The sequence below is a fragment of the Pseudomonas sp. CLCA07 genome (assembly GCF_053615335.1).
Genome location: NZ_CM132131.1, coordinates 4,537,716 through 4,562,890 on the forward strand (window position 1 = coordinate 4,537,716; position 25,175 = coordinate 4,562,890).

Annotated in this window: 24 protein-coding genes and 2 pseudogenes; 16 read left to right on the forward strand and 10 right to left on the reverse strand. The window is 56.6% G+C overall.

The features are described 5' to 3' along the window. Positions 1-70 precede the first annotated feature (70 nt). From ACWGZX_RS20830 to ACWGZX_RS20845, 4 genes are all read left to right on the forward strand, one after another. Complete coding sequence (locus tag ACWGZX_RS20830; protein WP_452625244.1) at positions 71-979, forward strand: LysR family transcriptional regulator; 909 nt, start codon at positions 71-73, stop codon at positions 977-979. A gap of 236 nt (positions 980-1,215) precedes the next feature. Next, on the forward strand, positions 1,216-2,409 hold the full coding sequence (locus ACWGZX_RS20835) for a CaiB/BaiF CoA transferase family protein (RefSeq protein WP_452625245.1): 1,194 nt from the start codon (positions 1,216-1,218) through the stop codon (positions 2,407-2,409). Beyond that, the gene (locus ACWGZX_RS20840; protein ID WP_452625246.1) at positions 2,406-3,332 is read left to right on the forward strand and encodes a hydroxymethylglutaryl-CoA lyase; all 927 of its coding nucleotides are present in this window, start codon (positions 2,406-2,408) and stop codon (positions 3,330-3,332) included. Before ACWGZX_RS20835 ends, ACWGZX_RS20840 begins: the two co-directional genes overlap by 4 nt. A gap of 169 nt (positions 3,333-3,501) precedes the next feature. Continuing rightward, on the forward strand, positions 3,502-4,833 hold the full coding sequence (locus ACWGZX_RS20845; protein ID WP_452625247.1) for an MFS transporter: 1,332 nt from the start codon (positions 3,502-3,504) through the stop codon (positions 4,831-4,833). A 140-nt stretch (positions 4,834-4,973) separates the two neighbouring features. On the opposite strand, the gene ACWGZX_RS20850 is transcribed toward ACWGZX_RS20845, so the two are convergent. Beyond that, complete coding sequence (locus ACWGZX_RS20850; protein WP_452625248.1) at positions 4,974-5,462, reverse strand: DMT family transporter; 489 nt, start codon at positions 5,460-5,462, stop codon at positions 4,974-4,976. Positions 5,463-5,539: 77 nt separating this feature from the next. Here ACWGZX_RS20850 and ACWGZX_RS20855 point away from each other — a divergent pair, with 77 nt between their 5' ends. After that, entirely contained in the window at positions 5,540-6,451 is a 912-nt protein-coding gene (locus tag ACWGZX_RS20855; protein WP_452625249.1) for a LysR substrate-binding domain-containing protein, read from the forward strand. Between the two features lie 110 nt (positions 6,452-6,561). On the opposite strand, the gene ACWGZX_RS20860 is transcribed toward ACWGZX_RS20855, so the two are convergent. Continuing rightward, entirely contained in the window at positions 6,562-6,750 is a 189-nt protein-coding gene (locus tag ACWGZX_RS20860; protein WP_452625250.1) for a hypothetical protein, read from the reverse strand. A gap of 53 nt (positions 6,751-6,803) precedes the next feature. Between ACWGZX_RS20860 and fos the strand changes: the two genes are divergently transcribed. The 5 genes from fos (at position 6,804) to ACWGZX_RS20885 (ending at position 10,135) form a co-directional block, all read left to right on the forward strand. Beyond that, positions 6,804-7,220, forward strand: a complete 417-nt coding sequence (fos, locus tag ACWGZX_RS20865; RefSeq protein ID WP_452625251.1) for a fosfomycin resistance glutathione transferase — start codon at positions 6,804-6,806, stop codon at positions 7,218-7,220. A gap of 65 nt (positions 7,221-7,285) precedes the next feature. Further along, on the forward strand, positions 7,286-7,924 hold the full coding sequence (locus tag ACWGZX_RS20870) for a LysE family translocator (protein ID WP_452625252.1): 639 nt from the start codon (positions 7,286-7,288) through the stop codon (positions 7,922-7,924). Positions 7,925-7,941: 17 nt separating this feature from the next. Continuing rightward, entirely contained in the window at positions 7,942-9,291 is a 1,350-nt protein-coding gene (locus ACWGZX_RS20875) for a diguanylate cyclase domain-containing protein (RefSeq protein ID WP_452625253.1), read from the forward strand. 116 nt (positions 9,292-9,407) lie between these two features. After that, positions 9,408-9,566, forward strand: coding sequence for a KGG domain-containing protein (locus ACWGZX_RS20880; protein ID WP_007947610.1), 159 nt, complete (start codon positions 9,408-9,410; stop codon positions 9,564-9,566). Between the two features lie 65 nt (positions 9,567-9,631). Next, positions 9,632-10,135, forward strand: a complete 504-nt coding sequence (locus ACWGZX_RS20885) for a DUF4142 domain-containing protein (RefSeq protein WP_452625254.1) — start codon at positions 9,632-9,634, stop codon at positions 10,133-10,135. A 53-nt stretch (positions 10,136-10,188) separates the two neighbouring features. Here ACWGZX_RS20885 and ACWGZX_RS20890 read toward each other — a convergent pair whose 3' ends face one another. Beyond that, complete coding sequence (locus tag ACWGZX_RS20890; RefSeq protein ID WP_452625255.1) at positions 10,189-10,599, reverse strand: low affinity iron permease family protein; 411 nt, start codon at positions 10,597-10,599, stop codon at positions 10,189-10,191. 237 nt (positions 10,600-10,836) lie between these two features. On the opposite strand from ACWGZX_RS20890, the gene ACWGZX_RS20895 reads away from it, so the two are divergent. Beyond that, a complete protein-coding gene (locus ACWGZX_RS20895) occupies positions 10,837-11,922 on the forward strand; it encodes a type I restriction endonuclease (RefSeq protein ID WP_452625256.1) in 1,086 nt (361 codons plus the stop codon). Positions 11,923-12,087: 165 nt separating this feature from the next. On the opposite strand, the gene ACWGZX_RS20900 is transcribed toward ACWGZX_RS20895, so the two are convergent. Both ACWGZX_RS20900 and ACWGZX_RS20905 read right to left on the reverse strand, forming a co-directional pair. After that, positions 12,088-12,615 (reverse strand): AidA/PixA family protein, encoded by a 528-nt coding sequence (locus ACWGZX_RS20900; RefSeq protein ID WP_452629045.1) that lies wholly within the window; start codon positions 12,613-12,615, stop codon positions 12,088-12,090. Between the two features lie 123 nt (positions 12,616-12,738). Continuing rightward, the gene (locus ACWGZX_RS20905) at positions 12,739-13,242 is read right to left on the reverse strand and encodes an inclusion body family protein (protein WP_452625257.1); all 504 of its coding nucleotides are present in this window, start codon (positions 13,240-13,242) and stop codon (positions 12,739-12,741) included. A 349-nt stretch (positions 13,243-13,591) separates the two neighbouring features. On the opposite strand from ACWGZX_RS20905, the gene tam reads away from it, so the two are divergent. Then, on the forward strand, positions 13,592-14,362 hold the full coding sequence (tam, locus tag ACWGZX_RS20910) for a trans-aconitate 2-methyltransferase (RefSeq protein ID WP_452625258.1): 771 nt from the start codon (positions 13,592-13,594) through the stop codon (positions 14,360-14,362). Between the two features lie 183 nt (positions 14,363-14,545). Here the strand turns inward: tam and ACWGZX_RS20915 are convergent, their stop codons facing one another. The 3 genes and pseudogenes from ACWGZX_RS20915 to ACWGZX_RS20925 form a co-directional block, all read right to left on the reverse strand. Continuing rightward, on the reverse strand, positions 14,546-14,815 hold the full coding sequence (locus tag ACWGZX_RS20915) for a short-chain dehydrogenase (protein ID WP_452625259.1): 270 nt from the start codon (positions 14,813-14,815) through the stop codon (positions 14,546-14,548). A gap of 455 nt (positions 14,816-15,270) precedes the next feature. Then, positions 15,271-15,628, reverse strand: a pseudogene (locus ACWGZX_RS20920) (helix-turn-helix domain-containing protein). Between the two features lie 858 nt (positions 15,629-16,486). Continuing rightward, positions 16,487-17,965, reverse strand: coding sequence for a DUF1254 domain-containing protein (locus ACWGZX_RS20925; protein WP_452625260.1), 1,479 nt, complete (start codon positions 17,963-17,965; stop codon positions 16,487-16,489). A gap of 661 nt (positions 17,966-18,626) precedes the next feature. On the opposite strand from ACWGZX_RS20925, the pseudogene ACWGZX_RS20930 reads away from it, so the two are divergent. From ACWGZX_RS20930 to ACWGZX_RS20945, 4 genes and pseudogenes are all read left to right on the forward strand, one after another. After that, positions 18,627-18,920 (forward strand): annotated as a pseudogene (locus ACWGZX_RS20930) (transposase); the annotation flags it as partial. Further along, on the forward strand, positions 18,917-19,261 hold the full coding sequence (gene tnpB, locus ACWGZX_RS20935) for an IS66 family insertion sequence element accessory protein TnpB (RefSeq protein WP_452625261.1): 345 nt from the start codon (positions 18,917-18,919) through the stop codon (positions 19,259-19,261). The pseudogene ACWGZX_RS20930 and the gene tnpB, both read left to right, overlap by 4 nt. Before the next feature lie 35 nt (positions 19,262-19,296). Continuing rightward, positions 19,297-20,844, forward strand: a complete 1,548-nt coding sequence (gene tnpC / locus ACWGZX_RS20940; RefSeq protein WP_452625262.1) for an IS66 family transposase — start codon at positions 19,297-19,299, stop codon at positions 20,842-20,844. Further along, positions 20,807-21,385 carry a plasmid pRiA4b ORF-3 family protein gene (locus ACWGZX_RS20945; RefSeq protein WP_452625263.1) on the forward strand — a complete coding sequence of 193 codons (579 nt, stop codon included), beginning with the start codon at positions 20,807-20,809 and terminating at the stop codon, positions 21,383-21,385. Before tnpC ends, ACWGZX_RS20945 begins: the two co-directional genes overlap by 38 nt. A 364-nt stretch (positions 21,386-21,749) precedes the next feature. Here the strand turns inward: ACWGZX_RS20945 and ACWGZX_RS20950 are convergent, their stop codons facing one another. Both ACWGZX_RS20950 and ACWGZX_RS20955 read right to left on the reverse strand, forming a co-directional pair. Further along, positions 21,750-23,294 carry a Fic family protein gene (locus tag ACWGZX_RS20950; protein WP_452625264.1) on the reverse strand — a complete coding sequence of 515 codons (1,545 nt, stop codon included), beginning with the start codon at positions 23,292-23,294 and terminating at the stop codon, positions 21,750-21,752. A gap of 397 nt (positions 23,295-23,691) precedes the next feature. Beyond that, on the reverse strand, positions 23,692-25,116 hold the full coding sequence (locus tag ACWGZX_RS20955; protein WP_452625265.1) for an IS1182 family transposase: 1,425 nt from the start codon (positions 25,114-25,116) through the stop codon (positions 23,692-23,694). Positions 25,117-25,175 lie beyond the last annotated feature (59 nt).

Sequence of the window (25,175 nt, forward strand, 5' to 3'; positions counted from 1 at the left end):
GGCGGTGTGGATGTGGGGCAAAACCCGGTTATCCTGCCCATTCAGCCGCACAGAAGTCATCGAGCCCTCCATGCTGCAAAAAAGCCTGATCCGCCGTCTCGACCTGATCACCCTCCAGCTGTTCGTCGCCGTCCACGAAGAGGGCACGCTGACCCGTGCCGCCGCGCGTGAAGCCATCGCGGTGTCGGCGGCCAGCAAGCGCTTGATGGAGTTGGAAGAGGCGCTGGGGATCAGTCTGTTCGTGCGCCAGGCCAAAGGCATGACCCTGACGCCGGCCGGCGAAACCTTGCTGCACCATGCCCGGCAGATGCTGTTCAACGTTGAGAAAATGGGCCTTGAACTGGGCGAACACAGTCACGGCGTTCGCGGCTATGTGCGCATGCTCGCCAACCTCTCGGCGATCATTCAGTTTTTGCCTGAAGACTTGCGGGACTTTTCCGAGCGTCATCCGCAGGTCAAGACCGACCTTGAAGAACGTCCCAGCAGCGGGGTGATTCAGGGGGTGCTGGACGGCGTGGCGGACCTCGGCATTTGCTCCATCGACAGCGACATCAAAGGGTTGCACAGCGTGCTTTACCGGCAGGACAAGCTGGTGGTGTTGATGCTGCCGGATCATCCGTTGGCGAGTCGTTCGAGCCTGGCGTTTGCGGACACGCTGGACAGTGATTACGTCGGTTTGCATGCGGCCAGTTCGATCAACATGCGCACCCATGCGGCGGCGCGTCAGGCGGGCAAAGTGTTGCGGTTGCGCATTCATGTGCCGGGTTTCGATGCCATGTGCCGGATGGTCCAGGCCAACATGGGCATCGGGATTTTGCCGCAAAAGGCTTATGAGTTGTTTGGCCGGGCGTTGGGGCTGCATGCGGTGCCGTTGACCGATGAGTGGTCGGATCGGGCGTTGATCATTGTGGTGCGGGATGAAGCGGGGTTGTCGCCGGTGAGTCGGATGTTGTTTGAGCAGTTGCGCGGGCTGGTCTGAGATTATCGTTGGTAGGGCCGGCCTCATCGCGGGCAAGCCCGGCTCCCACATTGGATCTCCAGTGTTCACAAAACCACTGTAGGAGCCGGGCTTGCCCGCGATGGCGGACCTGAGGTCGCGGCAATCTTCCGAAGCGTTCGCATTTCACGAACGCCCGTTGCCAACTGAAGGTTGGATTCCTCACCCCTCGCTCCTCTAGCCTTGGCTCATATTCCAAGAACAAGAGGTACCCCGCGATGACTGCCCCACTGAGCGCCATCAAAGTGATCGAGATCGGCACGCTGATCGCCGCACCTTTCGCCGCGCGCATGCTTGCCGAGTTCGGCGCCGAGGTGATCAAGATCGAAGCCATGGGTCAGGGCGATCCCCTGCGCAAGTGGCGAAAACTGCACGAAGGCACGTCGCTGTGGTGGTACCTGCAATCGCGCAATAAGAAGTCGCTGGCGCTCAACCTCAAATCCCCTGAAGGCATCGAACTGGTCAAGCAACTGGCGACCAGTGCCGACGTGCTGATCGAAAACCTGCGCCCCGGCGCGCTGGAAAAACTGGGCTTGGGCTGGGACGTGTTGCACGCCCTCAATCCTAACCTGACGCTGGTGCGGATTTCCGGTTATGGCCAGACCGGCCCCTACCGTGATCGCCCGGGTTTCGGCGCCATCGGCGAGGCCATGGGCGGGATTCGCTACACCACCGGCACCCCCGGTTCACCGCCGGCGCGGGTGGGTGTCAGCCTCGGCGATTCCCTCGCGTCGCTGCATGCGGTGATCGGCGCCTTGATGTCGTTGCTGCGGGTCAAAACCGGGCAGGGCGGCGGGCAAGTGGTCGATGTGTCGCTGGCCGAAAGCGTATTCAATGTCATGGAAAGCCTGGTGCCGGAATACGACATGCTCGGCCATGTTCGTGAGCGCAGCGGCGGTGCCTTGCCGGGCATCGCCCCGTCCAATACGTACCTGACGGCCGATGGCGCTTACGTGGTAATCGCCGGCAACAGCGACCCGATCTACAAGCGCTTGATGGAGGTCATCGGTCGGCGCGATCTGGCTGATGCAGCGGAATTCGCCCATAACGATGGCCGTGCATTGAAAAGTAATGTGCTCGACGCCGCGATCACCCACTGGACCAGCAGTCTGCCCATCGACGCTGTGTTGTCGGCGCTGGAAGCTGCCGAAGTCCCCGCCGGGCGCATCTATTCGGTGGCCGACATCGTCGCCGATCCGCATTATCAGGCGCGGGACATGTTGCTCAGTGCCGACCTGCCGGGCGGCGCCAAAGTGAAGATGCCGGGTATCGTGCCAAAGCTTTCGGAAACCCCCGGTGGGGTGAACTGGTCGGGGCCAAGCCTGGGCCAGCACACCGACGGGATTCTCGCTGGGCTGGGCCTGACGGACTCCGACATTGAACGCCTGAAAACTGAAGGGGTGGTGCAATGATCACTGACTTTTCCCAAACCCTGATCGTTCAGGAAGTCTCACCGCGCGACGGTTTGCAGATTGAGCCGACGTGGGTCGAAACCGCCGACAAGATTGCCCTGATCGATCAGCTGTCGCTGGCCGGTTTCAGCCGCATCGAAGCCGGCTCGTTCGTGTCGCCCAAAGCCATTGCGGCGTTGCGCGATGGCGAGTCAGTGTTCAAGGGCATCACCCGGCAACCGGGGGTGATCTACGTCGCGTTGATCCCCAATCTCAAGGGCGCGCAACGGGCATTGGCGACGCAAGCCGATGAGCTGAACCTGGTGATGTCCGCCAGCCAGACTCACAACCTGGCAAACATGCGCATGCGTTGCGAAGACTCGTTGGCCGCGTTCGGCGAGATTGTGCACTACGTAAAGGGCACGCAGGTGCGACTCAACGGCAGCATCGCCACCACCTTTGGCTGCCCGTTCGAAGGCAAGATTGATGAGGATCGCGTGCTGCAAATCGTCGATGCCTATCAGGAACTCGGGATTCAAGGCATTACCCTGGCCGACACCACCGGTATGGCCAATCCTCGACAGGTTGACCGCCTGGTCCGTCGAGTCCTGCAACGGGTTTCGCCCGTGGATTTGACCCTGCATTTCCACAACACCCGCGGCCTTGGCTTGTGCAACGTGCTGGCGGCCTACGAGGCCGGAGCCCGACGGTTCGACGCGGCGCTCGGCGGGCTCGGTGGTTGCCCGTTCGCGCCGGGTGCTTCGGGCAATATTTGTACTGAAGACTTGGTCAACCTGTGCGATGAAATCGGCATCCACACCGGCATCGATCTGCCGCTGCTGCTGCGCTTGTCCCGAGGATTGCCCGCGCTGCTGGGCCATGAAGTGCCCGGTCAACTGGCCAAGGCCGGACGCAATTGCGACCTGCACCCGAGCCCTTACTGACCACACCGAAATCCCCTGTAGGAGCCGAGCTTGCTCGCGATAGCGGTGGTTCAGTCGACATCAATGTTGGATGTGACTCTGTCATCGCGAGCAAGCTCGGCTCCTACACATCTCAACCAGACAACAAAAACAATCGGACACCCAAGGGAAGTCCGCCTGGAGAATCATCATGAGCCTCAATGTACTGGAGGCGGGTGCGAGCCCGTCCGTTAGCCAAGACGAAGAAAAAGCCCTGGTCAGCAAGGTCGCCTGGCGCCTGATGCCGCTGATCATGGTCTGCTACCTGTTCGCGTTTTTCGACCGCATCAACATCAGCTTCGCCAAGTTCCAGCTGCAAACCGACCTGAGCCTGAGCGACACCGCTTACGGCCTCGGCGCCGGGCTGTTCGTGGTCGGTTACGTGATATTCGAAGTGCCGAGCAACATGATGCTGTACAAGGTCGGTGCGCGGCGCTGGATCGCCCGGATCATGATGTCCTGGGGCCTCGCCACTGCCGCCATGGTCTTCGTTAACAGCGAATGGCAGTTCTACGCGTTGCGCTTTGTGATTGGCGCGATGGAGGCCGGTTTTGCGCCGGGAGTCCTGTATTACCTGACGCTGTGGTTCCCGCAGCACTATCGCGGGCGCATTACATCCATGCTGTTTTTGTCGTCGGCGTTTGCTGGTCTGGTCGGTGCACCGTTCTCCGGGCTGGTGCTGCAACACCTCGACGGTTTCCTCGATATGCGCGGTTGGCACTGGCTGTTCCTGCTCGGCGGCGTGCCGTGCATCGGCCTCGGCTTGCTGGTGCTGACGTTGCTCAAGGACCGCATCGAAGACGCCCATTGGCTGACGCCGTCAGAGAAGACGCTGCTGGCCAGCCGCATCGCGCACCATGAACCGCACAAGAGTGGCGGCTCGCTGCTCGCCGCGCTGCGTATTCCGGGTTTCCTGACGCTGGGGCTGATCTACTTCCTGATTCAAGTGGCGTCCTACGGCTTGAATTTCTGGGCCCCGCAACTGATCCGCAGTGCGGGCACTGAAAGCCCGGTGATGATCGGTTTGCTGACTGCCATCCCTTACATCTGCGGCGCAATCAGCATGGTGGTGATCGGGCGGTTGTCAGATTCGACCGGTGAGCGGCGCAAGTTTGTCGCAGGACTGGTGGCAGTGGGCGCGGTGGGTTTCTTCTGCGCCGGGATCTTCGCCAACCACACGACCTTCCTGATTGTTGCGCTGGGCTTGCTCGGTGCCGGGATTATCGCGTCGATACCGAGCTTCTGGACCCTGCCGCCAAAACTGCTGGCCGGTGCCGGCGCAGGGGCGGCGGGCGGGATTGCGGTGATCAACACCCTCGGTCAGTTCGGCGGCATCGTCAGCCCGGTGATGGTCGGACGGATAAAGGACCTGACCGGCAGCACCACACCGGCGTTGTATGTCATCGGTGTCTGCGCGCTGATCGCGGTTGCACTGCTGTTGTGGGGGTTGCCGCAGAAGCTGCGCACACTCGACAAGTTCTGAAATCTGCGGTGCTGCATGTGCCGCCATCGCGAGCAGGCTCGCTCCCACACTCGATCTGTGCCACGCCGCCGATCAAAGGTGGGAGCGAGCCTGCTCGCGATGGCGGCCTGACAGTCAACATCTCACTGTCAGTTATCCCCTCAACCCGCCGTCACCAATCCCTTGGCCGGCGTCCCACTGAACTGAATAAGCGCGACACCGGCTACCAACAAAACCGCCCCAATCACCCGCGGCAAGGTCATCTGCCGCTCCACCAACCCAAACAACCCAAAGTGATCCAGTACCAACGACGCCACCACCTGTCCCGCCAGCGCTAAAGCAATAAATCCCGACGCCCCGAGCTTGGGCAGCAGCATCAGCGCCAACGAAATAAAACACACCCCAAACGCCCCTCCGGCCCACATCCACAGCGGCGCCTTGCTGATAAACCCCATCGACGGCAACGGTAAACGCAGCGCCACAATAATCGGCAGCAACACCACGATACTCACCAGCAACGACGCGAGCGTCGCCCACAACGGATGGCCCAAACCGCGCGTGAGGTTGGCGTTGATCGCGCTTTGAAAGGGCACCACCGCTCCGGCAATCACGGCCAGCAGCAACAACCCGGCCCAATGCAACGTACTCATGATCGTTCTCCAACAGGTTTTGCTGGACTCTAGAGTATTCGTCGCGCAGATTTAAATTCCAAATTGCTATCCAGAACATGCATCAGATGAATGATCTACGACGCATCGACCTCAACCTGTTGGTAATCCTCGACGCCTTGCTCAGCGAGCAGCACGTGACCCGCGCCGCCGAGCGCCTGCACCTGAGTCAGCCGGCGGTCAGCCATGCCCTGGCGCGATTACGTGACATGCTCGGCGATCCATTGCTGGTGCGCGCGGGGGCCGGTCTCGTTGCCACGCCGCGAGCATTGGAGCTCGTCGCCCCGCTGGCCGAAGCGCTGGCCCAGGTGCAATCGCTGTTGGCGCCGAACACCTTCGATCCGGTCACCGCCAAGCGCACCTTTCGCCTGGCCATGTCGGACTACGGCGCCGCGATTGTCTTGCCAGGGCTGATTCGAACCTTGCGCCGGGAAGCGCCCGGTATCGACCTGCAAATCAGCCACGCCAGCCGCGAAGGCATGCTTGATGGCGTGCTCAACGGCGACATCGACGTCGCGGCGGGCGTCTTTCCAGAGTTGCCGAACGAGTTACGCAGCACCCCGCTATTCGAAGAGCACTACGCCTGCCTCGTCGACCGCAACAGCCTGCCCGCTGACGGCGTGCTGGACCTGCCAACCTACCTCGCCCGTCCACATGTCCTGCTGGAAATGCGCGGCAGCGGCACCCTGGAAATCGAACGGGCGCTGACGGCATTGCGCGAGCGCCGACGGGTCGCCATCAGCCTGCCGCACTGGAGCGTGGCGCCGGAATTCATCAGCGGCACGGATTTGATTCTGACTGTGGCGTCGCGTGGACTGCGCGACATTGATGAGCGGTCGTTGGTGGTGGTGCCGCCACCGTTTCATATTCCGTCGTTTACGTTTGTGCTTGTGTGGCACAAGCGGCGGGGCGGGGATCAGGCGTTGAATTGGTTGAATGGGCGGATTGAGGACGTGATAACGCGCGGCTGATCGCGATGTTCCTACACGTTTCCTCGCCACAGATTTTTTGCTCAACTCTAGAGTTCTCAAGCGAACAGTATTGTGGTTGAGACGAGCAATACGGTTTTGAAATTCTGCTATCAGCTGATATCAGTTACCCATTTGCTAATTACTGCTTTCAGCTCTTTTGGGCTCACGAAATCACCATTATCCGCTTCACTCAGGGCTCGCTGAATTTCGTCGATCATCAAGGCCTCGTGCACTGAGTACTCGTGCGCCAAGCCTGTCGATAGCAATTCGCTGAGATTTTTGGGTTTAGCCTTTTCCATTAGTATTGCGCTCCAGATACTGCCATTCAGAACATACCCGTGAGGTAACGAAATTGCTAACCGGCCTCAACCACCTGACCCTCGCCGTCACGGATCTGAACCGCAGCGTGACGTTCTACCAAAAACTCCTGCAACTGCGCCTCGGAGCGACTTGGGACACCGGCGCCTACCTTTCGCTTCCGGGGCTCTGGCTGTGCCTTTCCCTCGATCCACTGCGCCAGTCCGAGCCCGCTGCCGACTACACCCACTACGCCTTCAGCCTAGACGCAGCGGATTTCCCCATGCTCGTCGAGCGCCTGCGATCCGCCAATGTTCAAGAATGGCGCGACAACCGCAGCGAAGGCGCGTCGTTCTATTTCCTCGACCCGGACGGCCACAAGCTTGAAGCCCATGTCGGCGATCTGGCGTCACGACTGGCGGCCTGTCGGCAGCGGCCTTATGAGGGAATGAAGTTCTTCGACGATCAGTAAGTCGAGGCGCAAGGACCTGAGATAGACTGGCGCCCATTCACCAAATAGTTCAAAAGGATTTCCCGATGACTCCATCGCTGCTAATGGCTGTTCTCGCCTCGGGCTTCATCTACGGCATCACGCCGGGGCCGGGTGTGTTGGCGGTGTTCGGCATTGGCGCGGCGCGCGGCCGGCGGGCAGGGGCTGGGTTTTTGTGCGGGCATTTGCTCGGTGATGTGGTCTGGTGCAGCACCGCGTTGATCGCGATTGTCGGCGCGCGGGAAATCGGCAGCACGGCGTTCGATGTCTTGGGCGTGCTCAGCGGTCTCTATTTGTTCTGGCTCGGTTTGCGCGCCGTGCGGGCGAAACGCAGCAGTGCCGAGGCGCCTCAAGGCCCGGCTCGCCAGCCGTTCTGGCACGGAATTCTGTTCGGTCTGACCAATCCCAAGGCTTACCCGGTGGCGGTGGCCACGTTCACGGCGCTATTGTCGAGTCGCGCGGAACTGCTGCACTGGTCGATGTTGCCTTGGTTGATTGTCCTGAGCTTCGTCGGTGGCCTGATCGCCTACGCTATTCTCATCGGCATCGTCGGTGCGCGGCAGGTTCGTACCTTGTATCAGCGCCATGAACTGGCGATCACCCGGTTGTGCGGGGTAATGTTTATCGGTTTTGCCATTAACGCCCTGGCGCACGCGTTGCCCGGGTTGGTCGCGAACAAGGCTTGAATCTAGAGCAGGGCTCCATGGCAAACAGAAACTCCGCGCCGCTGGCGAGCTATATCGATCTGTTGCTGGACGCCGTTTGCGCGGTCGACAAGCAAGGTCGCTTCGTATTTGTCAGTGCGGCTTTCGAGCACATTTTCGGTTACACCCCCGACGAGATGATCGGCCAGTCGATGATCGATCTGGTGCATCCTGCCGATCGCCAGCGCACCCTCGACGCCGCTCGGGAAATCATGGGCGGCGAGCCCAAACTCAACTTCGAAAACCGCTACCTGCGCAAGGACGGCCAAGTGGTGCATATCCTCTGGTCGGCACGCTGGTCGGAAGTCGATCAGTTGCGCATCGCCGTGGCCCGGGACATCACCGAACGCAAGCAGGCTGAATCCCGGCAAGCGGCGTTGTATGCGATCTCCGAGGCGGCCCACGCCGCTGAAGATTTACTGACGCTGTTCAAACGCGTTCACTTGATCATCGGCGAATGGCTGCCCGCACTGAATTTCTCCGTGGCGCTGTATGACGAACACTGCGCGCAGCTGAATTTTCCTTATCACGTCGACGACGAAGAACTGCAATCCGAGCAGCCTGGCACCATGACCGGGCGCCTGGGTGCGGAAGTGATCCGCAGCGGTCAGCCGATTTTACTGTCCCCGGAACAGGACCATTCGCACGCAGGCTTCGAGATGTCGGTTGAAGGCCCGAATTCGCCCTGCTGGCTGGGTGTGCCACTGAACTCGAAAAACGGCACCATCGGCGCGCTCATCGTCAAAAGCGTACCGGGGGGCGAGCGCTATACGGAGCAGGACAAGGAACTGTTGCAATACGTCTGCGCTCAGGTCGCGACCGCCATCGAGCGCAAGCAATTGCTTGCCAGACTGCAGCAAATGGCGCAGTACGACCAGCTGACTCAATTGCCCAATCGCGGGCTGCTGCGTGATCGTCTCAAGGCTTCATTGGCGCAGGCTCGGGCAGATGGCGGGTGCATGGCGTTGTTGTACGTCGACCTCGATCGTTTCAAGGACGTCAACGACACCCACGGCCATACGGTGGGCGACATGCTGTTGCAAGCGGTGGCCAATCGACTAAAGGGTTGTGTTCGCGAAACCGACACCGTGGCACGCATCGGCGGCGACGAGTTTGTGGTGCTGCTGCACAGCATCCACGCTTCGGAGGACGCTGACCGTGTGTCGGAAAAAATCCTTCGGGTCCTGGCGCAGCCGCTGCGTCTGGACGGGCACAGCCTGAACATCCAGATCAGCATCGGCGTCGCTCAATTCCCCGAACACGGCACCGAAGAACAGCAGTTGCTCAGGTATGCCGACGAGGCCATGTACACCGCCAAACGCCAGCATCATCTGCGGCTCGAAGTCTGAAACTGCGCCGCCGTTCGTCGCTGCGTTTTCAGCTTTTCTAAACCTTTTGGGGCCACTCGATTCTGATTTTATGCGGGCTGTTGCTCGCCTGGGTCATAACCAAGAGGTAGAGAATCATGCCTAACTCAAGAAACTCGAACTCGGGAAACTTCGCCAACGATCGAACTAAGGCGTCTGAAGCCGGTCGCAAAGGTGGGAAAACTACCACCACGACTGTTGATAAAGACTCTTCGAAACCCGAAATGGGCCGCAAAGGTGGTCAGAAATCCAAGTAGTGGTGGTGATTGAGAGGCGGGGGCGAAAGCTCCCGTTTGAATTTTTTTACAAGGAGGGCGCGACCATGAACAGGATGGCCACCCGAATACGTCATGCAGGTTTTGTCACGTTACTGAGCCTGTGTGCCAGCAGCGCTTTTGCCCAGTCCCCCGCAGAATTCATCAACGATGCCTCGGCCCAAAGCATGGCCGACATTGAAGCCAGTCGACTGGCACACCAGAAAACCGAATCCAAAGAGGTCAAGGACTACACCATCGTCGTCATCAATGACCGTACTACCGCCAACCAGCACCTGGCGAAAATTGCCAAACAACTGGATTTGCCAGTAGCCCCGCGGGAGGAAGTGGTCGAGAAGGCCAAAGCCTTGATGCCGCAAGTGATGGACGGTGCAACCTTTGATCAGGCCTACGCCGCGAGTCAGGTGAAAACCACCCAGGCAGCCATTGAACAACTCCAGCAGGAAGCGCAGACCAGCGACTTGCCGGAAATCAAAGCCTTCGCTGAAGAAACCCTGCCCAAACTGCAAAACCATCTGCAAATGGCCAGGGCGTTGCAAGCCGGTCGATAGTGGCATTTAAAGCAAACGGCGCGTGACTCACATCACGCGCCGTTTCATTTTGCTCAGCACTCGTTAAAATTCTGTTTGCGCTGGCTCGATGTCGCCAGCCCCGCCAGGTCATGCACCTCTTTTTCACCCATGGCGCGATAGTGCCGGCGCAGCGCTTCCAGTTGTTTGAGGTCCAGTACCTCCAGCCCCAGCATCGCGTTCTTCGCCTCCTTGTTCACCCGCAGCAACTCATCGATTTTCAAATGCAGGATGTCGGTATCGCGGTTCTGCGTGTTCTGGATCAGGAACACCATCAGAAACGTGATGATCGTGGTGGACGTGTTGATCACCAGTTGCCAAGTGTCGTTGAAACCAAAAATCGGCCCACTCAAGCCCCACAGAGCAATAAGAATCAGCGCCCCCATAAACGTCTTGGGACTGCCGGCCCACAGGGCGAGTTTCTGCGAGATTTTTGCGAATTTCATTGCCGTGTTCCTTATTGGGATGCGCCTGAATGTGTGACAGCGCGGGCAGGATGAAAATTCTTTCGGGCTTTGCGTATTCATTGAAACCCGTATTGCACTGGATTCGGATGTAAGAAACCTCCGTATTTCGCAATTCCTGATCGGAATCTTTCTTTGTGCCGGTTTGTGTCTAGTATCAAGGGCAATCAATTTGCCAGCATGCAAGCACACGGATCGAAACCAGCTAAGAGGTCACTCATGGAATTCTTCGAAAAGTTAGCAAGTCTAGCCGCCAAAGTTCGTTTGCAGAGCGCTGCAATTCAGACGGAAGAAGCGACCAAAAACGCTTTTGTCATGCCCTTTATCAGCACAGTGCTGGGCTACGATGTCTTCGATCCGACTGAAGTGACTCCCGAATTCGTTTGCGATATCGGCACGAAAAAAGGAGAAAAAATTGATTACGCAATCATGAAGGGTGGAGAAGTTCAGATCCTTATCGAGTGCAAAAAAATAGGCGAGCCACTGCACATCAATCACGCGTCTCAGTTGTTTCGTTATTTCCATGTCACCAGTGCTCGAATCTCCATCCTTACTAACGGTCAGGTCTACAAATTCTTCACTGACCTGGATGCGCCCAACAAGATGGATGAGAAGCCGTTCCTTGAACTCGACCTGCTGGACATCGATGAATATTCCGTCCCGGAATTGGTGAAACTCACTAAGTCAGCTTTCGATGTGGATTCGATCATCAGCGCCGCAGGTGAGTTGAAGTACGTCAGCCAAATTAAAAAGGTCATTGCGGCTCAGGTCAGCAAACCCGATGACGACTTCGTCAAAGTGTTCGCTTCGCGTGTCTACGACGGGGTGATTACTCAAAAGGTTCGCGAGCAGTTTCATGAACTGACAAGAAAAGCGGTCGTGCAATTTCTCAATGACCAAATCAACGAAAGACTAAAATCCGCCATGAGCGGTGCAATACAACCTGCGTTGGCTTCTTTGCCAGTTTCGTCCAGTGGGGCTGAGCAGGTGGATGTGCGGGACGAGTCAGAGGACAAGGTCCTGACGACATTGGAAGAACTGGAGGGTTATCACATCGTTCGTGCCGTGGTTCGGTCTGTGGTCGATGCAAAGCGGATTGTTCAGCGCGACACTCAGAGTTACTTCGGTATTCTGCTCGACGACAACAACCGTAAACCGATCTGCCGTCTGCACTTCAATCGTTCACAGAAGTACATCGGCATTTTTGACGAAGAGAAGAATGAAACCCGACATGCGATAAATTCGATAGACGATATCTACGAGTATTCGGATCATTTGAAGAAAACGGTTGGGTATTACGCCTAGCACCGCTTGCCGTAAACCAGCAAAAATTGTCCCATGCGGCTAATGCCAGTTAAGGATGATGCTGATCTTGTGGTGAGGGAGCTTGCTCCCTCGCCACAGGTTTCTTATTGCTTGTGCTTTCTCCGGCATAAGCCCAAGCGGTCGGTTTTTTGTGGCTGCTGTTTGCTACTTCAGCTTCACGTCCACTGCCCAACTGAAGTAACCCAATGCTTCGCAACTTTTGTTGATCAGCATGAAATTCAGCTCACACGCCTCCACCCCGGAGGACAGCCGAGTGCATTCCCAATAATGATCGTCAGCCACATGGTTACCTGGCTCGGTTGGATTTGCAGGGTCTGGCGCAGGTACCGTCAGGTTGCCATGGACCACCAACTTGGGCGCTGACAGTACGCCGGCATCGCCCACGGACATCTCGTAAAACACCACACTGTGTTCGGCGAGCAAACTGACGGTTCTTCCACGGATATGGAACGTTGTCCCGTTATCCGCGTTCAATGTCATATTGCTGTCATTATTGGTACTTTGCATTCCGCCGATGAAGAAGATAAAACCGTCCTCAATCACCGTCGGAAGTTGCGGTTTGAGACTGGGTTGCGGATAGCGTGAAAGTAACGATTCGGCATCGACGATCAGCAATACGTTGTTCGCGGTCGCGACGCTGGATGAAGGGGATTTGATCGGTTCGGAAGTCATCATGGATTCCTTTCATGATGTTGGCACATGACGGCAGCCGCTTCGGTTCATGCAAGACATCCCGTTCCTGTGAGGCGGCAACTTGCGTGGCAAGCCCCTTGTTGCCAAGGGGCCAGACTCTCGTCAATTACGGATGGTGATGAACGGATCCCACGAACAGCAGCCGACGATCTTGCACTCGCGGTCCACGATCAAAAAGTTGAAGTGGTAGGTCACGCTACCGCACGCCAGGGTTTCCGAAGACCAGTAATAGTTGTCGACTTTCTGGCAGCTCGGCACCGAAGGATTACTGGTGTTAGGGACGGCCACGCAAGCAGTGGCCTTGCGTGGCGTGGGGGTGGATATCAGCTCGTTGCCGGCATTGCCGATGAATTTGTAAAAAATCACGGCTGTTTCAAAGCTCTGCGACAGGCTGGTTTCCCGCCAGCGGATCAGGTCGCCCACTTGTGCTTTCAAGTTCAGTTCGCCACCCGCCTGGCCATTGATCACGTTGTTCTGGTTGGTGACCATGTACACATGATTGACGTCGATCATCGTCGGCGCGGCAGGGTTTTTGCTGATGTTCGGGTAGTTTTTCAGGATGGTTTCAGTGTCGATCGAAACCAGTACATCCGTGACTCGAGACATAGTAAAGCTCCTTTTTCATAGTGAACGCCTGGCATCTTTCCAGGCACAACAACGCTTGCTTGCCTTGCGGTCGTTGCGCAAACACTACGGGCGGAACCCACCTGTCACGAACATGAGCTGGCCTTGCTCCTTGCGTGCAAACTACCGGGTTCGGGTTCCTTCCGACGGGCCGCGATTGGACTATAGATGCGATATTCGGACTGTCAAAATCGCTTTATGGCTGGATCGACGAGCGGTCGATGTGTTGTGTTGGTCCAAGGTCGGGATAGAGCCGCACGCACCGGTCGAGGTATCGTGTCGAACCGGTTGTCTGCCTCTGGCTACAACAATGCACCGACAGGAGAACGCTATGAGTTGGTCCGCCAAACAATACGTCGCTTTTGAAGATGAACGCACACGCCCGGCGCGCGACCTGCTCGCCGCTATCCCGCCCGTGGACGCGCGCTCAGCCATCGACATCGGGTGCGGTCCCGGCAATTCGACCGAGTTACTGGTCGAGCGCTTCAGCGGCGCCACGGTGCGTGGCGTCGACAGTTCGACCGACATGATCGAAGCCGCTCGCAAGCGCTTGCCAACCGTGCAGTTCGACACCGTTGATATCGGCACCTGGAACGACAGCGGTCCGTTCGACGTGATATTCGCCAACGCAGTGTTGCAGTGGCTGCCCGATCACGGGACGTTACTGCCTTCGCTGGCCGCCCGACTGACCCAGGGCGGAAGCCTGGCCATTCAGATGCCCGACAACCTCAACGAGCTATCCCATCGCCTGATGCGCGAAGTGGCCGCCGAGGGGCCGTGGGCCAGCAAACTGGCGGACGCCGCCGGGCAACGCACAGAGATGGCGAGTGCCAGCGATTACTACTCGATGCTGCAACCGCACTGTGCGCGAGTCGATGTGTGGCGCACCACCTACCATCATCCGCTGGCGGACGGTGCGTCGGGCGTGGTCGAGTGGTTCAAGGGCAGCGGTTTGCGGCCGTTTCTTGAACCGCTGGATGACGCGGAAAAGGTGCAATACCTCAAGCAATACCATGCTGCGATAGAGCAGGCTTATCCGGCGTTGAGCGATGGTTCGGTGCTGTTGCCGTTTCCGCGGTTGTTTATTGTCGCGACTCGGTAAGCACACACTGAACCTGTGACGAGGGAGCTTGCTCCCGTTGGACTGCGCAGCAGTCCCCTTCTTTTTGGGTGAAGAGGGGGCCGCTTCGCAGCCCAGCGGGAGCAAGCTCCCTCGCCACAGTGATACGTCACAATAGTCGGCCATGAAACGCAAAGGACGCCCCGAAAGGCGCCCGTTATCACGTCAGGATGGTTCCGCATCCATACGTCGAGCGATGACATCCAGCACATCGCAACCGTCGCGCAAAGGCACACAGCAGAGCATTGCAAAATCGCTGAGGATGACCGAGTCAGTCGTGATGTCACCTCGCATTGCGAGGTTTTCGAGGATCTGCGTCACGGCCCGAATTCTGTAACTGGCTGTGCTGAGCAGTGAGTGCAGCGGTTGGGTGGTGTTGACGAACAGAGAAGGTAGATCGTCGGCGTTGCTGGTTAAAGCCATGTATTCATTCATTAGTGATCACCATGATTGGAGGAAGACCTACCACTCAATCGTCGCCAAACAATTGGGTGGTAGCTGTACGCGGGTTGGCGAACCGGGCCATGGTAAAACCGGCAGACCCTAAGGTCTCCCACGCACAGCCACCAAAAAGAGGCAGCCAAGTGCGCTCAAAAACGCTCCGAGAAATACTCGGAGGCTTCTGTACCATGGAATCGAGTCGCCAAACCCGATACGCCATTTGGGGCGCGGGTCGACTATAGGCTTCATGGTAAAAACACAGCAATGCGCAAGTGTACGGACAATTCCCAGTGTCGTGTAGGACGTTGCCTTTTCGAAAATTGGCCACTTTCGCGCCACCAGTGAATAGTTGGTCGACACCTGATTTGGCAGGCGTTGACTGGCAGTTCACACAAATCCTGCCCACAAAAAACCGGTCACTAAGGACCGGTTTTCGTTCTGGCCGCCCGTCAGGCAGCATCAGCGAGCAAACTCTCGTAAGGAATTCGCAATCCGTCGTGCAGACGCTTGATCATCGACAGGCTCAGTTTGCGCTTACGATTCAGCACTTCGGATACGCGCCCGCTCGTACCGATGAAAGGTTCCAGATCACGAGGGGGCAGACCTTGTTGATCCATGCAGAATTTGGTGGCCTCAATCGGATCGGAGGGCGGCATTGGGTAATGCTCGTCTTCATATTTCTCGATGAGCAGCGCCAGAATTTCCAGCTCATCGCCTTTAGGCGAACCAATGTCTGCCCCCCCACAGTTGCTCCACTCGAGCAAATGCAGCGGTCAGGTCTCTTTTGCGCGAAGAAAGCGCAGGCAAGGAATGCACTTTTCCCCCTCCCGCCGACGGGCTTTGTGTCCTTTTTTTGTGCAAGTTCGAAAGTAGTGCAATCGAACCTGCAGCCCAGGCAGGCCGTGAGGCTCTCCAGGGGATCGGCCTTTGCACAGAGTGCAAGGTTATGAAAGTAAATGCAGCGCGGCTGTGTAACGGTGTTACGGGCTGTCACGATTGGGGAGATGCGGTGGCCCCGATTTCATGGACTGAAAAATGAAAAAACATCTGAATGGGTGGACTTTCAAAAGAGGGTTCGATCAAACCGGAGTTGGCACCCTAACTTTGATCGGGAGGGGGTGGGATAGATGAAAGCCCTGCAGACTAGAGCTTGTAGCCATGCAGGGCATATTTCAGGCGTTGCAAATATTGTGACGAGGCCCTCCCCCTCAAATACATGGCATTGAACCAACGCGGTGGCAGGACAGGGCGATATGCTGGTTGTTCAAGTACGACCCCTTCAGGGCGCGCTCAACGTGGCGAAAAAGTACCACTGGCTGACTGCAGTACGCAGCCTATGGCCGACTTTATGCTGCGGGCAAAGGTAAGGTGATGGTCAGCATCAACGAGCATCCGGACATCCGGCGTGTATTCGAGGGCTTCCACTTCGAGAAGTTAGACATTCGCTAACGCAATACCAACTAACGATAAAGTAAGGTTGAAGGTAACCGTCCGGGCAACACACCTTCCCAGACCTTCGAATTTACTCGCGGATTGGTTGTTGTTTCGACGACATGCGAGCCCGAAAAATGCTGTCTTCCAGCTTTATAAGTGACATCCGAGCAACCATTGCCATGCCAGGTGGACATGGCAAAGGTTGGTGTGGTGATTACACTTGCGGCTCTATCAGTTGACTGGCAGAACCGGTGGCGGCCCTTGGAAGTCTCGGAAGTTCTTCGTCAGCGCCTCCGAGACCTCTGGCGCGGGTGCATAGTTACGGAAAATCAAATAGAACGGCCCTTTGGGTGTGGGCAACCAGTTCGACTGCTTGTCCGCTCCGGGACTACTGGCTTGTAGAAACAGTGTCATAGAACCATCGGCGTTTTTCTGAACTTTGTCGTAACTTGCCAGATGATAACGATTTATCGGGTTTGGTGTGGTGTAACCGGTTGCCTTATCGTACATGGTCACTGACCAAAATCCTGGTGACACAGGCTGCGCATAGGCCATTGGGGAGGTTAAGGTCAGGGTGTAGCTCTTTTCCCCGGTCATGGGTTCGTTGTTCCCATCAACAACGCCGGAATAATAAATCGCCTGAGGAACAATATTGGCGGTGAGACCGAACACAGCTACGTCAAGGCGCGAGAGGTAATCGGTGCCACCGAAGCCTGTATTGGCAGGCGGAATGACCCAGCCGTTTTTAAGCGCACCTGCCAGCGGCATGGTGCCCAGCGCCAGTTGACCGATTGTTGCCGCTGCTTTTTTCATCTGCGCGAGAATTAGTGGATCTACATCTTCTGGTTTCCACTGTTTACCCAATTGCAAACCAAGATACTTGTACTTTTCCAGTATGGGACCTATTTGATCGGCAGGTGGCGGATTCTCATTCATCGCCGCTGAAAAGAGAGACCAAAACTGTACTGGTTCATCGAACTGCATGTGGCTGGTCGCTACACCTGCCTTCATTTTTGGTTCTTCGTAATTATAATTAGCAGAAGGGGCTGCTGGTTTTCCCAGATACTGGGAGAGAGGCTCCAACGTAATAGCTTCCAATACTTTTCGAGCTGCCGGTAAATCAGCTTCGCCTTTCACATTCACTCGTGGTTGCAGTTCTACCCAGCGGGTTGGGCTGTCAATTCGTTTAACGTTTGGGGGGAGTTCTCCTTTCCAACCCGGCCCTACCAAGGCAAAAGTACCTCCTTTGTATCCCGAGGCGCCGCCAGCGGGATAGGCAAAAGCATTTGTCCACATGTCGACTATTTCGATCATGTAGTAGCGGCCGTTGGAATCTGGTGCTTTGAGGATGACCGGTTCGGCATTCAGATCGGCGAAGCCAAACCCATAAATAACATCGAGGTTAGGAGATACATAACCGGACTCTGCTGCGAGTTTTGGTGTAGAAATATCGACCATTTTCCAGATGGTGTTCGGCTTGGCTTTGGGACTTTGACCCAACGCTACGGTGGAGCGCAGGTTGTACATGGCTACCAGCGGCGCACCATAGGTTGCCGCTTGGACGGCCAGGGTGTAAGTCCAGTCCTCAATGGCCTTAATCTGCTCCGGAGAGGCCTGTCCTCGGATTTCAGCTTGCGTCGGTAGCGCTACGGAAATACTCAAAGCACAACTTGCTAATGATACACAGTAAACTAAATTTTTAAATTGCATTAACACCTCTTCAATGCAGAACAAGGAAAACGTTTTGGTGAGTGGTGAAGTGCGATTCGGTTTTCCACCGAGCTTTGCCCCTACGCCTCATAGTGATGAGGAAAAGAGTCCCTAGCCACTGCTCGAACTATAGATTAGATATTTCATGTTGCTATTCGATGGAGCGAATTAGGTTGAAAGTGGCGAGGGGCGAACATGTGACTGTTCGCCCAAGAACCTTACGCCGCTAGGAAATCTCTGGACAAATCAAGGTGAATGCGTCACCAGTCCAAACAACAGCCCCTCCAGCTTTTTTATGCGCAGAAAATTGCTGTAGGTACCGGGCCATCTAGCTTTACGTCCCGTTCTAATTTGTTGCGGGCCGGCTTCGTCCCATGCCCATGAGCTTTTCAAAACCCAAGGTTCGACAGAGCAAGCTGCGTGGTCAGTTGAGCGGTGTTTTATTTGCGTTCGGGCATTCGTCTTGCGTAATTAAACCGGTTGCCAGTTATGTGGTAGGTAAGCGTCCGCTCAGCACCCACTCCTGACGGCCACCAAAATTAGCCAAGATAGTGTCCACCATTTTTTAGTGGACACTATCTTGGATACAATCGCCCCTGCCCGTCGCGCCGGCCGACGTCCCAACTTTCCGCTGGACTTTAAACGCCAAGTCGTCGAGGCCACCTTTCAGCCTGGTGCCTCCGTGTCGTTGATCGCTCGCGAACATGACGTCAACGCCAACCTGGTGTTTCGCTGGCGGCAGCAATACCAAGAAGGGATATTCGGCCCGGTCAGTCAAAGTGCAACGCTCTTGCCTGTCCAGGTGATCGAGATGCCCACGGATCTGCCGTACGTTCAACCACAGCCAGAGTGTCACTCCGAGATCATTGTTGAAGTGGGAAAAGCCAAGCTGCGCATCACCGGTACGCCTGACCCGCAGACCGTGCAACTTATCTTGCAGCAGTTCCTGCGATGATTGCCCCTCCCGCTGGAACCCGTATCTGGATCGCCGCTGGTGTCACCGACATGCGCCGTGGCTTCGACGGCTTAGCGGCACTGGTGCAAACTCAGCTTGAAGCCGATCCGTTCTCCGGCCAGATTTTTGCCTTTCGCGGACGGCGTGGTGATCGGATCAAATTGTTGTGGTGGGATGGCGACGGCTTATGCCTGTTTTGCAAACGGCTGGAACAAGGGCGCTTCGTCTGGCCACAAGCAACCAGCGGCAGCGTGTCGCTGACCGCTGCGCAGCTATCAATGCTGTTGGAGGGCATTGATTGGCGCAGGCCAATTCGTACAGCACCTGTCCTCTCGGTCTGACTTGCCGCGCTGAAAAACCTTAGTAACATGCGGTCATGACTCTCGTGACCGACTCCCTGCCGAATGATCTTCAAGCCTTGAAGGTGCTGGTCTCTGCCCAGCAGGCAGAGATTGAGTGCTTGAAGATGATGATCGCCAAGCTGCGTCGCACGCAGTTCGGTCGCAACTCCGAGCAACTGGATGCGATGATCGACCAGCTCCAGCTGAGTCTTGAAGAGTTGGAAGTCAGTCAGACTGAACTGACGCCGCCCACCGCACCGCCACCTCGCACCGTCTCTCGGCGCAAGCCATTGCCCGAACATCTGCCTCGCGAAATCCACGTCCATCAGCCCGAGTCGCAGTGCTCTGGTTGCGGTGGGAAGCTTCGCCAGTTGGGTGAGGATGTGTCTGAGGTGTTGGAGTACGTTCCAGCGCGTTTCAAGGTGATTCGCCATGTGCGTCCGAAGCGGGTGTGTCGCTGCTGTGAGCACATCGCCCAAGTGCCGGCGCCGAGTCGCCCGATAGCCCGAGGCCTTGCAGGCCCGGGGTTACTGGCCCATGTCCTGGTCTCCAAATTTGTCGATCATCTTCCCTTGTATCGGCAGTCCGAGATCTACGCCCGCGAGGGCGTGGATCTGGAGCGCTCAACCCTGGCCGACTGGGTCGGCCAGAGCAGCCAACTGCTGCGCCCCCTGATCAACGCCCTTGAGCGTCACGTCATGAGCGGCCATAAAGTCCACTCCGACGACACACCGATTGGCGTACTTGCGCCTGGCAATGGCAAGACCAAGACGGCTCGCCTGTGGACGTACGTGCGCGACGACCGACCTGCCGGTTACACGACACCGGCGGCGGTCTGGTTTGCCTACTCGCCGGATCGCAAGGGGCAGCATCCGCGTGCTCACCTCAAGGACTTCAACGGCATCTTGCAGGCTGACGGGTACGCTGGTTTTACTCAGCTGTATGCTACGGGCACCATTCAGGAAGCCGCGTGCTGGGCTCACGCCCGCCGCAAGTTTTACGATGTCCACAAAGACCAGGCTTCACCACTTGCTGGCGAGGCGCTGCAACGGATTGCGGCTCTGTATGCCATCGAAAGCGAGATCCGAGGACAACCGCCAGATCATAGAAAAACGGTTCGGCAAAGTCGGGCGAGTCCACTGCTGGAGCACCTGCACGCGTGGCTTAACCAGACGCTGGCTCAACTGTCGAAAAAATCGACATTGGGCGGTGCAATCCTCTATGCCCTCAACCGGTGGCAGGCTTTAACGCGCCTCTGCGATGACGGCCGAATCGAAATCGACAACAACGCCGCCGAACGGGCGCTGCGCGTCGTCGCGCTGGGCCGCAAAAACTACCTGTTTGCCGGTTCCGATGCCGGCGGAGAGCGAGCTGCTGCAATTTACAGCCTGGTGGGTTCGGCCAAACTCAACGACCTGAACCCACAAGCCTATTTGACACACGTACTGGAGCGCATCGCCGAGCACCCGATCAATCGGGTTGACGAACTGCTGCCCTGGAACGTTTCTCTCACACTTACTGAATTCTGCGAGGCAACCATGATCCATGGCCAAAACAGTTCGTTTGCTAAAACCCGAACCTGACTTGCTGTTACTGCACATTGAATTGAAATGGATCGAACCTGCCATCTGGCGCCGCGTGGCGGTGCCCGAGAACATTACTTTGAGCAAATTGCACACAGTGATCCAGTTCGCAATGGGCTGGGAAGGTGAGCATCTGCATGAATTTGAAATTGCCGGAGAGAATTACGGCACTCCTGACCCCGATGGATGGGGCCCACCCGTGAACTCCGATGCCCGCAAAACCCTGATCAAAGCGTTGAACGGGAAAAAGACGTTTCGCTACCTCTATGACTTCGGCGATGGCTGGGATCACCGAATCAAAGTTGAAAAGAAATTACCCGCTGTGGCATGTCCTCAGGTGCCGTATTGCATCGACGGCGCCAATGCTTGCCCGCCTGAAGACATCGGCGGTGGGCCAGGTTATGCCGACTTCCTTGAAGTGATGGCAGACCCCAACCACCCAGAGCATGAAGACATGATGGAGTGGCATGGCGGTACCTTCGATCCAACGGTTTTTGAATGGGAGCGTGTCAATCAGTGGTTAAAGGAGATCAAGGTCTGAGATTCAAGGCGGTGTAGTTCGGACGCTTACGAAGAATCAACGGTTCAACTAAATCGTGCCCACAAAAAACCGGTCACTGAGGACCGGTTTTTCGTCTTGGCCGCCCGTCAGACGTACCAACCCTATGTCAGTTGAACGCTACGGAGTCTGAACGGTGATATCTAGTGGCACTTTGTCCACAAGACTAAAGCACTGCGTTGCGCACCGTGGATTGCTGAATATTCGATTGATAGACAGGAGGACTCATTAGTCCAAAGGGGCATGGCGGTAGGAGTATCCCGTAATATCCGATAACACCTGGACTTGCCCCTTCAAGACTGTTTTTCCCGATCGACCCCAACGTCTTATCCAGATCCGCCGAAAATCACTCTTCGCCAACCCTAATCTCTCGATCCTCGAACGCGGAACGTACGGCCTCCACGACGCGTTTCGCCATGGCCTCATCGTCAAGCTGCGGGTACCCTTTCTTTAGCTTGCCCGACACTGTCCAGCTGTTTTCCTTGATGGAGCGGATGATGCGGTTTGCATCCTGGTTTGGCATCTCCAGTACTTCTTTTAGCTGCTCTTGAGCTCGCTGAAAGATCACCAGTACTCTGGCTTCATCCGCCATTTCCTTGCGAATCGTGTGCTCGACGACGCGTGCGGTGTACAGGACGTGTTCAGTCAGATCGGGATACCGCCAGGCAAAGCATGCGTCCTCGTATTCTTCGAAGATGAAATTGCTGGGAGTACCGTCCTCGTAGGTCACGAGTTCGGCGAAGCGATAGGCTGTCGCGTAACGTCGCATGAACGGTCGCGAGAACGCTTCGAGCGTACGGTCGTAGCCGGCCCGGAAGTCGATCGAACTGGTGATTGTGGCTGATACCGGCAGGATCACGCCGTCGGGCACGGCCTTGTCCCGGATCAAGGTGTCGTTGATCAGGAAACGATGTATCCGGCCATTGCCATCGCGCATGGGGTGGATATACACGAAGCCAAATGCCAACACGGCGGCACGTGCCAATGACTCCGCACCACGCGTTGCGACCTCAAATTCGTTGAGCCCTGCCAATAGCTGCGCGAGATCCGTGAAATGAGGCGCAATGTAATGCACGATGTCTTCGCGCATCGTGGCCTGACCCACGAATACAGGGGAGCGCCGAAAGCCCAGTCCTATGGCGTCACGCCCCAGAATGCCGGCTTGCAGGGACTGCAAACTGTCGTTGCTCAACGGGTTTTCGATGTGTCCGCAGTGCTGAGCAATGACATGGGCAAACCGCTGGATGCGATCGGCCTGGTCGGCTTCTTTTTCGATGAGAAAGCTCGCGCGTGATTCCTTGAACGTCAACCAACTGGCCGTGCGCATGAGAATGTCGGGGCCAAAGGCCTGATCCAACTCCTCCAATGCCTTGCTCAGATCGAATTGCAGAGCTTCCTGTACCGAAACCGTTCGGCGAACCAAGGGGCAGAACCCGGCAGTCCCCGGCAGGTTGTTATTGACTCGCCACCGCCGCGTTCGCAGTGCCCCTCGCCGAGTCAGGTAATCGTGTGGCGAAACTGCATCAACATAGCGACCATTGGTCACGTCAGACACATCCAGACGTTCCCCTGTCAGCCATTCGTAAAGGAACCCGGTACGACGGGCGTACTGGCCGAAAGGCTCCCGTCGACACCAGTCTTCAATAGGCTGCGGGCCTATCGCTGCAAACAGGCGAGCAAAGAACTCAAGATGAATCTCTTCGTACTTGAGGCCGAATTCGAAGTGACCCGGGAAATCGTCTGTGGGCCGATAACTTGGGGGGTACCGGTTCTCCACATACCCGTCAATTTCACGGCTGACACGAACAGTGCCAATCGTCGACTCGATGCGTAGAGGCTGTGCCAGTGCAATGCCATAACGGTTCGCGAGGGTCTTGAAACCGACTTGCATTGACGAAATCCTTTATCGGGGTAAGAAAAACGCTACCAGAACGTCGATCTTATGCGAAAACGTTAATTTTTGTAGCGTGCGAAAATGTTAATACGGATTGAAATTTGATACTGAAACCGTGATTTACGAAAAAAACGCTAACGGGCTTCAGCGTAGCTGCTACTGCCGGAGGAGTAATTGCTGATTGATCAGCGGGAAGATGGACGAAGGGACGGATAAAAATGGGGACCATTCATTTATCAAAAAATCACCCAGTTACCCATGCGCCCAAACCCCAGACACAAAAAAACCGGCCATCAACAGACTGTGTGAAAACACACTGATGGTGGTTCCAGCAAACGCCCCGACTTGTTCGGGGCGTTTGCTTTTGTGCTCACAGCAGACGAAAAAAGGCTTTTCAGCCCATCAGCGCCATCATCTGACGCACGCCCAGAACGTTAATCGCTCTTTTCAGGTTATAGGCGTTCACCGCCAAGGCCATTTCAGCCCTCGCGCCTTCAAGCTGTCGCAGCAAGAAGCGAGCGTTACCAAATAACCACTGTTTAAGGTTGCCGAAGGGATGTTCGACGATGGATCTTCGGCTGACCATCATTTCGGGGTGTGCCTGCATTCGCCGTTCCATTCGCTCGAAAGCCTTTTCGTGCAGATGGCGTGAGAGGTATCGGCGTTGGGCGTCGGTGCATTGCGCTTTTAACGGGCAGCTTGCGCAGTCGCTGACCGCCGCCTGGTAGATTCGGCCTTTATTGCTGATCTGTTTAAAGATCAGCCATTTTCCGGCAGGGCATTGATATCGATCTTGCGACGCATCGTAGGCAAATGCTGTTCGATCGAAAAACGCCTGCTCCTTGCCGCAGGAGTTGAGTGACCGCGCCACAGGCACATAAGCCGTTATGTTTTCATCCTCGCACGCTTGGAACTGCTTTCCATTCGAGTAGCCCGCATCTGCGGTGACCGTGAGTTCATCTTGTGAAAGTTGTTCCTTGGCGGCCTTGGCTATCGGTTCAAGTTGCTTGCGATCATCGCTGTCCTGAGTCACTTCATGGTGCACAATCATGCAGTGCTCAGCATCCACGGCTGTCTGTACGTTGTACCCGACCTGCGGCCCTTTGTGCGTTCGCAGCATTCGGGCATCGCTTTCGTGGCTATTGAATTGCTCAAGCTCCATTGATTTCATCAGCGCTTGGCACGTCAGGTTATTGGAATGCCTGACCTCAAGTTGCGCCAACGCCGTCTTGATCGCACTGCGGTCAACCCTCTCGCCGGCTTCGGTTTTATCCGCCTCATCCAGCTCGGCCAAGTACTGGGCAATGCGTTTATCCAGCTTCTGCTCCTGGTGTTTGAGCCGTTGCAAGCTCGTATGACGCCGCGAGGAAGCAACAGCCTGGAACTTGCTGCCATCAATCGCCACCAGATCACCCGCGATCAAACCTGCCGTTCGGCAAAACTGGACGAAGGCCCGGCACGTCGCGATAAAAGCGGGTTTGTTGTCTTTACGGAAATCGGCGATGGTCTTGAAATCGGGCCTGAGTCGATTGATCAGCCACATCACTTCGATATTGCGCTGGCACTCGGCTTCGAGGCGCCGTGATGAACGGATGCGCTGGAAATAACCGTAGAGGTAGAGTTTAAGTTGATCGGCCGGATCGTAGGAGGGGCGGCCAGTGCTTTTGGGTAGCGCTTTATCAAAGCCCAGTCGCACCAGGTCCAGCTTGGCGACGTAGATGTCGATAACGCGAACGAGGTGATCCTCAGGGATCAACTCCTCCAGCGAAACCGGGAACAAACTGGTCTGGGTACGGGACTGTCCCTGGATGTAGGCCATAACGAAAAATGCTCCGTATCTTTCGATGCGGAGCATTTTCTTTGATCGCCAGGCAGATT